7 protein-coding genes are annotated in these 8343 nt (G+C 45.4%); 3 read left to right on the top strand and 4 right to left on the bottom strand.

Translation table 11 applies throughout. The features are described from left to right. Positions 1-420 precede the first annotated feature (420 nt). Positions 421-2655, bottom strand: coding sequence for a beta-L-arabinofuranosidase domain-containing protein (locus V8Q34_RS27020; protein ID WP_335836663.1), 2235 nt, complete (start codon positions 2653-2655; stop codon positions 421-423). Positions 2656-2670: 15 nt separating this feature from the next. After that, positions 2671-3924 carry a dicarboxylate/amino acid:cation symporter gene (locus V8Q34_RS27015; protein ID WP_033139359.1) on the bottom strand — a complete coding sequence of 418 codons (1254 nt, stop codon included), beginning with the start codon at positions 3922-3924 and terminating at the stop codon, positions 2671-2673. A gap of 240 nt (positions 3925-4164) precedes the next feature. Here V8Q34_RS27015 and V8Q34_RS27010 point away from each other — a divergent pair, with 240 nt between their 5' ends. The 3 genes from V8Q34_RS27010 to V8Q34_RS27000 all read left to right on the top strand — a co-directional run bounded on the left by V8Q34_RS27010 (position 4165) and on the right by V8Q34_RS27000 (position 7467). Next, a complete protein-coding gene (locus tag V8Q34_RS27010; RefSeq protein ID WP_227210401.1) occupies positions 4165-5064 on the top strand; it encodes an AraC family transcriptional regulator in 900 nt (299 codons plus the stop codon). 33 nt (positions 5065-5097) lie between these two features. Continuing rightward, positions 5098-6048 carry an AraC family transcriptional regulator gene (locus V8Q34_RS27005; RefSeq protein WP_033139357.1) on the top strand — a complete coding sequence of 317 codons (951 nt, stop codon included), beginning with the start codon at positions 5098-5100 and terminating at the stop codon, positions 6046-6048. Between the two features lie 168 nt (positions 6049-6216). After that, the gene (locus V8Q34_RS27000) at positions 6217-7467 is read left to right on the top strand and encodes a uroporphyrinogen decarboxylase family protein (protein ID WP_335836662.1); all 1251 of its coding nucleotides are present in this window, start codon (positions 6217-6219) and stop codon (positions 7465-7467) included. Between the two features lie 71 nt (positions 7468-7538). Here the strand turns inward: V8Q34_RS27000 and V8Q34_RS26995 are convergent, their stop codons facing one another. Both V8Q34_RS26995 and V8Q34_RS26990 read right to left on the bottom strand, forming a co-directional pair. Continuing rightward, positions 7539-7958: a HipA domain-containing protein gene (locus tag V8Q34_RS26995; RefSeq protein ID WP_442893857.1), complete on the bottom strand. Its 420-nt coding sequence runs from the start codon at positions 7956-7958 to the stop codon at positions 7539-7541. Between the two features lie 38 nt (positions 7959-7996). Continuing rightward, the gene (locus tag V8Q34_RS26990; RefSeq protein ID WP_033139356.1) at positions 7997-8275 is read right to left on the bottom strand and encodes a hypothetical protein; all 279 of its coding nucleotides are present in this window, start codon (positions 8273-8275) and stop codon (positions 7997-7999) included. Positions 8276-8343 lie beyond the last annotated feature (68 nt).

Here is an 8343-nt window from a genome sequence, read left to right as displayed (position 1 = left end):
CATAAAGTCTTTTCGGACAGCCGTCTTTTGCAGCTTTCACTTCCAGAAACTGCGCCTCTGCCCTCTGTGCCCGGACTTTTGCAGCCAGTTCCCTTAACTCTTCCGGTAACATCAAATCCCCCTCTTTCGCAATACAGAACATTTGTTCTTATTTTATGGATTTATAATACCATATTACGGATGATTTATCAAGTTTATTTTGAAAGTTTTGTTTGTATTTGTAATATTTGTTCGTATATTTACCCCATTATTTTGTAATTTTACTCTTCTGTTCCAATGATCCATCTGTAAACACCTGACGATTTTTCCGGAATCACGTCTGTGCCGGCACACTTTGCATAAAAAGGTACTGCCATTTCTGTGTACAAATTACAGACCGCCGGAATCTCTCCCGGCGGCCTGTATCTCTTACCTGTTTCATTATTTCATAAAATACACATGATACTTTTCATGGTCTATCTCAGCCAAAGGAACAAACCTGCGCTGTCCCTCGGTAAACTCCAGACACTTTCCATTCTCCGTCCTTCTCATTTTCTGCAGATCCGGCAGCGGTCGGAACGCCTCTTCCTCTGAAACCTCTGCCAGTATATACGGTCCGTATGCCAGACTTCTAAACTTCCGGTTGTCCGGGGATACGATTTCTCTCATGGTATAGATTTCACGGACTATGACGGTCGTTTCCTGATTCCAGTTTCTTCTGATATGGATATAGCCGTCCGCTGCCGCCTCCCTGTAGATTTCTTCCCCTATCCGGATCTCAAAACCATCTGTCCACCCGGGCACACGAAATGCTGCCTCTTTATCCCCATATATCCTGACTGTAAAGCGGATAACTCCGCAGGTTTCTTCTGTCTGTTCTATATGGATTTTATCTGTTTTCAAAACAGACGGGATATAGAGATTGATATACACAGACTCCTGACTATCCATATAAATATCTTCCATATACCGGAATCTGCTCTCCAGCCCTGTTCCGTGGCAGCAGGTATTTTCCTCTGTGCTAAACTCCTTCTGTCCGCCCGGACGAAGGGGCATGAAATAGGTGGTTCCTCCGTCGTATGCATGGCTCATGGATGAAAGAACATGATTGCAGAGAGTATTCTCATAGTAATCCATCCTGCTGCCCGCAGGCTTCATACGAAACAGCCCGGAGGTCAGTCTCAGCATATTGTAGCTGGCACAGCTCTCCGCAGACTTGTCTGTGAGATAGTCTGTGAGATGACCGGCCATATGGAACATCTCTGTCTCACCGGTCCCGCCGATGGTGTAGACATGGCCTTTTGTGACCATATCCCAGAAGTTCCGGGCAATGTCCAGATACCGCTTCTCACCCTTAGCCTTATACATTTCCAGCGCGCCGATGATCTGGGGAATATGCTGGTTGGCATGCATATCCTTCAGCGTATCCACATTTTCCGCCATGGGATAGAACAATTTCTCATTGCGGAAATATTCCGCTGCCCTGTAATAACGTTCCTTCCCGGCTTTCTCATACAATTTTACCAGGATTCCGATCATTCCTCCGAATTCACCTGCAATGTACATGGACCACATCCTGTCACGCTGTTCCTTTGTCAGAACAGAAAGCCTTTCGTACACCCAGTCCCCCATACGCTGCAGAAGCTCCAGCGCCTGATGATTTTCTCCAAGGGTACAGCAGTCGTACAAACCCGACATGATCTTATCCAAAGTATAGTACGGCGCCCAGATGGTGGGATATGTGGTATATTCCTCCAGAAGGTCGAACTGCTCCTCCCCGTACGCGCTGAGGAAACCCTTATGCCATCCCTTTTCTTCCAGCGCCTTCTGACAGTGGAACAGGCCGGATACCATGTAATCCATTTTCTTTTTCAGCACTTCATCCCCGGAAGCGCTGTAGGAAAGGGCGAGCGCGGATAAATAATGTCCTGTGGTATGCCCTTTCAGATTACACTCCGGTGCGTCCCAGCCGGTCATGGGCTGGGCGCCCTTTGTATCCAGTCCGGCTGCCGCACGGAAATTATACAGCATCTGGTCATCGTCTGTTTTCTTCAGGAATTCTGCCATCTTCTCCTGGGCTTCATAAAACATACTTCCCGGCTTTAAGGTTACACTTCCTGCCGGAAAAGAAACCAGAACCTCTTTATCCCGGACTTTATTTTCCATACTTTTCTTCTTCTCATAGTGGATTTCCGCCAGCGCTTTTTTCTCCGTATCTTCCGCTGCGCCGCATACGCACAGGATTCCTTCTTCCTTTTTCGGTTCGTACGCATCCCACATAACAGGAAGTGTGACGGCATCCCCGTTTTCCTCCAGTACAATGACAACGGGAGGCAGCTCTGCCCTTTTTCCCGGCTCTGCATGGACAATCACTTTTTTTATCTCTTTGACCCGGACTTTTCTGGGTTCCTCCAGAACAGTGGCTTCAAAAACCCGGCTTGCTCTGCTTCCCAGGTATTTTGCTTCTACCTGCAGGGTCACTTTTCTGTTGCCGACGCCAAAGGTGGGCCTTGTCACTTTTCCGTCATGGCTGATAAAGAGAATCTCCTTTGACTCCCATTGAAAAGAAGAGCCGTTTCTCCCCTTTAAAGGCAGTTTCAGATCCGCGTCCACGGTATTCAGATTCCCTATGTAAATCTCTTCCAAATCTTTTTTTACAATTTCTGTCTCTGTCATATTTCCTCCTGAAATTTATACCTCTGCCGGTGTGAACACTTTTGCCTTCACCCAGTCTCTGCCTTCTACAATTTTAGCCACCAGCATGGCAAGGGCCGGGTCCCCTGATACACTTACCATGGTACAGAACGGGTCTGTCAGGGTCCCCATGATGACAATAACGGGAATGACCGTTGTGGGGAAGCCAAATGCTGTACATATGAACATTTCACCGATGAAACCGCCGCTCGGTATGGTTCCCACAATGATGCCGCTGATAACTGCCACCAGAACTGCTTTCACCATCTCCTGCGGTCCCATTTCCATATGGAAGACACCCAGAAGAAACGCTATTTTTACTATCTGTACTGCAATGACACCGTTTTTGTGCATGCTTGCCCCAAGGGGGATGACAAGGCTGCTGACCTCATCCGGGATTCCCATTTTCTTAGATGCCAACAGATTCAGAGGAATACAGGCTGTACTGCTGCAGGAACCGGCTGCGGTTGCGGCAGGAAGCCAGATTTCTTTCCAGTATCTGCAGAGACCTTCTTTCCCGCCTCCCAGAAACGGCATAATGATTCCAAATGCCACAAAAAACAAAATACAGAATCCCACATAGATCACTGACATTCTCGCCACGGAACCGATGATCTGACTGCCTGTCTTTCCGATCAGTGTAGCAAAATAACAGGCAATGCCCACCGGAGCATAGAACATTACAATAGAAACCATCTTACCAAGGGCTTCGCTTAACGCCTCAAACAATGTGACCACCGGTTTCCCCTTCTCCCCAATACAGGCAACGGAAATACCGAAAAGAATGGCAAATACAATCAGTGCCATCATGTTGTTGATAGACAGCAGATCCACAAAATCAGAGGTAGTGAAGAGATTTACCAGATTCAGCGAAGTGTTTCCCGCATCCACAGCCTCATCAAAGACCACACTCACACCCTTGGCAGGATCAAAGATCTGAACCGCGATAATGCCAAGGGCTGAAGTGATGATTCCCCCTCCCACTACCACTGCAAAGAAAACTCCCAGGACTTTTCCCAGCTTTTTCAGATTCCCCATGTTTGCAATAGAATTTGCGATTGAGACAAATACTACTGGTACGATCAGGCAGAATACCATATTCAGAAAAATATCTGCCAGCGGCTGCAGAACGCCTGCCTTCTCACCAAGAAATACGCCCAGCAGCGCTCCCACTACCACACCCATCAATAAAATGATGGAAAACTTGTAGTTCTTTAAAATTGTTTTCCATTTTGCCTGTGACTTCTCCATAATAAATTGACCTCCTGAAATATTATCTTTTTTGTTTTCCGTCTTGGCTTTTGCTGATGGACTTATTATAGTATGACATTTTCGACAGGAAAATGGCAGAATATGACCTTTTATATAACAATACAAACCTGATTTATATAACAAAATTGATTATTTCTTGTTTTTCTCTGGAACAAATGATAAAATCATACAATAAATGTTGTCATACGGGCGAAGAAACCCTTATTTTAACGAAAGGTCATGAACACTATGTACATCCACTTTACCTGTCCGCCTCTGCCGCATCTGATCGTGGGCGGAATGTCCATTTACCGCAAGGGGGACCGCCATGAACGGCGAATGATCCACAATACCTTTGATTTGATCTATGTAAGAGAAGGTGTTCTATATATGGAAGAGAAGGGGAAGCAGTTTACCGTGCAGGAAGGAGAATTCCTGATTCTGGTACCGGAACGAACCCATATGGGATACCGTCACTGCACGGAAGATACTGTTTTTTCCTGGGTGCATTTCTATACAGAGGGAGCTTTTTCCTACTCAGATGCCCCGGCTGTCAATCTAAGTGACAAAATGAACAAAAATAAATATTACCAGAAAGAGCAGTTCCACGTCTCTCTCCCGCAGTTTGGATTGATTCCGGAGGGATACAGAGAAAAGCTTCTGGGATATCTGGACCAGATTTCCCTTGTAAAAATTGACAGATACAATCAGCAAAAATTATTTTTTGACTCTGTATCATCCCAGATTGAATACCAGATTCTCTTTATGAATATACTGGCACTCATCTGCAGCTGCAATGACCAGCCAAGAGAGAAAACACTGGCAGAAGAGATTTATGAGTATCTGTGTGCCAATTACCGGCAGCCATTCAGTCTGACAGAACTGTCACGGCAGTTTTCTTTCCATCCGGCATACATCACGCGCTGCATAAAGAAAAAATACCAGCTGACTCCGCTTCAGCTTCTCACAAGAATCCGCATTGAGGAGGCCCAGAAGCTGCTTGGCACTACACAGCTCCATGTAAATATCATTGGCGAAAATGTGGGCTATTCAGACCCTGCTTATTTTTCCAAACAATTTAAGAAGGTGACAGGCATGACAGCCCTTGAATACCGTTTGAATCACGAACGCCATGTTTAATAGAATCTGTAAATCAATAGAAAGAAGCACATTATGGACAATACGCAAAAACCAAAAGTAGAATTCAGATATTACGACACTCTGCCTCAGCTTCCCATATATTTTCTGACCGGGAACAACTGGCTGAACTGCGTCGGGACACGGACCGCATGCCTTCATTTTCATAATCTGATGGAAATCGGCTACTGTTATAACGGGAACGGAAATCTGCTGCTGGGCGATCAGGCCCTCAAAATCGAATCCCATATGATTTCCGTAATCCCTCCCAATTATCCCCATTCCACAGACAGCATTCCCGGCAGTATCATCACCTGGGAATACCTCTTCATAGACATAGACAAATGTCTGGAACCCGTCTATGGAAATGATAAATCCAGACTGAATTATATGAAAAAACTGATCACACAGAAGGCGCATTTTATCCATGCAAAAGAATATCCGGAAATTGCCGCTGCCTTTCGTATCATTCTCCACGAAATGCTGGTGCAGAAGGAATACAATACATATATCGTAAAAGGCATGGTATTTTCCCTGCTCATGAGGATTGCCCGGCTGACATCTTCTGAGATGGATGACGCGCTTTTATCCCGCAGTAAGCCTTTGGATGTGGAGAATGTAAGCCAGATCAAACCGGCACTTGATTACATCCGCAGCCATTATCAGTCCCCAATCAGGATTCAGGACCTGGCTGATGCCTGCAGCATCAGTGAGACGTATTTCAGAAAAATTTTCAAGGCATTTATGAATACCTCTGCTCTTGACTATATCAATAAGATAAGAATCCTGAATGCCGCTGACTCCATGCGCAGCACAGACTGCTCCATTCATGAGATCATCTCAAAATCCGGCTTCACATCGGAATCTACATTCAACAGGAATTTCAAGAAATATATGGGGGACTCCCCAAAACAATGGAGGGAAAAATACGCGGGGCAGGAACGGCAATTGAAAGATTTCGATATATATCTTGAAAACGGCTGGTAAACTTCCGGTATAATATTGAAAAATACCGGTATATCATTTTATCGGCAGTGATGATACGGCAGATGTTTTCTGAATATTTATTTAATACAAATAAAGCAGTCAATCCTTTTCTTTTGTGATACAATAAAAGTATGAACAATTATTGTGCTATACAAAGGAGGATTGTATATGAGCACTACAGAACAGTACCAGCAAAGAATGAAACGAATCGACGAGGCACTTACGGTAAAGGAACCTGACCGTGTACCTGTAATACCCTTTGTCCAGACCTATTCCGTTACTCATTCCGGCCACACCATGGCGGAGGCCATGTATGATTCGGCGGTCATGCAGAACGCACTCCGCCAATATCTGAAGGATTACGAACCGGATGCCAACTATGGCTACTCCCCGTTTTTCTGCGGACTCGGGCGCTGCTTTGAGCTGACAGGAATCACGTTCCTGCAGTGGGCCGGACAGCAGGGCGGCGTCTGTACCGAAAATTCCATCCATCAATTTGTGGAGAAGGCGTATCTGGGCGATGATGAATATTCAGAGCTTCTGACAGACCTGACCGGCTGGATCATGAAGAAATACCTTCCCAGGAATTTCAAACTGCTGGAGCCCATGGCAAAGATGTCCTTCGGCGGAATGCTGGGATACGGCGCTCTCCCCGGAATGATGCAGTTTGCAGACCCGGAAATTGCTGAGATGTTCATAAAACTGGGGGACGCCGCCAAAATGATCTCCCGGTATTACGGGGAGGCCCATAACTTTGACGCGGAAATGATGGAGGCCGGCTATCCCCTCTTTTTCAAAGCCACCACTACCTGTGCCTTTGACATGTTAAGCGACTGTCTCAGAGGTACGCTGGATACCATGGCCGATCTGTACGAACAGCCGGAGAATGTCCATAAAGCCATTGACTTCTTCTACCCCGGCACCTTATATGGAGCGCTTTCCCAGGCCGAAACTTCCAAGGGAAAAGTGGTCTTCATTCCTCTGCACAAAGGGCTTGACGGTTTTATGGGAAATGAGCAGTACAGAGAATTTTACTGGCCGACTTTAAAGGCTCTGGTAAATGATCTGGCTGCTGCCGGACAGATTCCCTACGTCTACACAGAAGGGAAATATGATTCCCGGCTTGAATTCTTGTCAGAGCTTCCCGCCGGAAAGTGCCTGGTGCACTTTGAAAACTGTGATATGAAGGAGGCAAAACGGATCGTCGGAAAGAACTGCTGTATCTCCGGCGGATTTGACGGAAGAATCCTGGAGACAGGAACACCGGAACAGGTGACAGACGCGGTCAAACGCCTTCTGGATGTCTGTGCTCCGGACGGCGGATATATCTTTGATGTGAATACGACCATTGATTATGGGGTGAAGCATGAGAATGTGCTTGCTATGTTTGATGCGGTTAAGACTTATGGGAAATATTGACATATAGAGTATCCAAAGAGAGGTATGGCGCCTTGCCGCCATACCTCTCTACACTTCCATGTTTCCCTGCATCATATTCTATATTTCCCAAGCATCTGATTCACACATTCCTGGATTTCTTCTGCAAGCTCTCTGCATTTATTCCTGCTCATTCCTGCTTTCGTCCCTACCTTTATCAATTCTTTCATACCCGGATCTGATCCATTTCCATCAACAGTTGTTGTATGTTCCCCATAATAGGTACTGCTGTAAGTCAGATCATATGCAGGGCTAAGACACCATTTTTCCTTATTCTCATCGTACAAATATGTGAAATTCTTAGAATGGTCATCCCGGTTATGAGCAAATACATTAAAGCACATTCTGCGATACATATTCTCTATATCTTCCGGGCTGTCTCTGGTAATTATTTTTGTCAGTTTCATCAGACTGTGATAGTCCAGGCTGGGCTGCGTAAAATCCGGTTCTAAAAGTGCTGCCGCAGTACACATATGCACTCTGGACGCTCCGCGGTCAAACTTTCAAACATTTATTTTCTGTCATGAATAACCTCCTCTATACTTTGATAAGGGACCTCCGCAAATATATTCCTTATCTCATCAGCCAGATCAAGTGCTATAGAAATTCTGGTAAGAGAGAGCAGCGATATATTGCCAGTAGATTCAAACCTTTTGACAGAACCCAAACTTACACCACTGATCTCACTGAGACGCTCCTGGGATATTCTGCGTCTTCTTCTGATATTTCTTATACGTTTTGCTAAATTTTCATTAATTTCCTCTGCAGTCTCCCATACAAACTTTTCCATTCCGGCCTCCTGACCATATCTTAATTGCAGATACTACGAAACATAATTTATTATAGATATTATATTAG

This window comes from Blautia sp. JLR.GB0024 (assembly GCF_037000545.1).
Taxonomy (GTDB): domain Bacteria; phylum Bacillota; class Clostridia; order Lachnospirales; family Lachnospiraceae; genus Blautia; species Blautia celeris.
This window is presented reverse-complemented; position numbering and strand designations above follow the sequence as displayed.

Coding starts and splice junctions, on each gene's coding strand:
- V8Q34_RS27020 (WP_335836663.1), bottom strand. CDS start 2,655: ATGACAGAGACAGAAATTGTAAAAAAAGATTTGGAAGAGATTTACATA.
- V8Q34_RS26990 (WP_033139356.1), bottom strand. CDS start 8,275: ATGGAAAAGTTTGTATGGGAGACTGCAGAGGAAATTAATGAAAATTTA.
- V8Q34_RS26995 (WP_442893857.1), bottom strand. CDS start 7,958: ATGTGTACTGCGGCAGCACTTTTAGAACCGGATTTTACGCAGCCCAGC.
- V8Q34_RS27010 (WP_227210401.1), top strand. CDS start 4,165: ATGAACACTATGTACATCCACTTTACCTGTCCGCCTCTGCCGCATCTG.
- V8Q34_RS27000 (WP_335836662.1), top strand. CDS start 6,217: ATGAGCACTACAGAACAGTACCAGCAAAGAATGAAACGAATCGACGAG.
- V8Q34_RS27005 (WP_033139357.1), top strand. CDS start 5,098: ATGGACAATACGCAAAAACCAAAAGTAGAATTCAGATATTACGACACT.
- V8Q34_RS27015 (WP_033139359.1), bottom strand. CDS start 3,924: ATGGAGAAGTCACAGGCAAAATGGAAAACAATTTTAAAGAACTACAAG.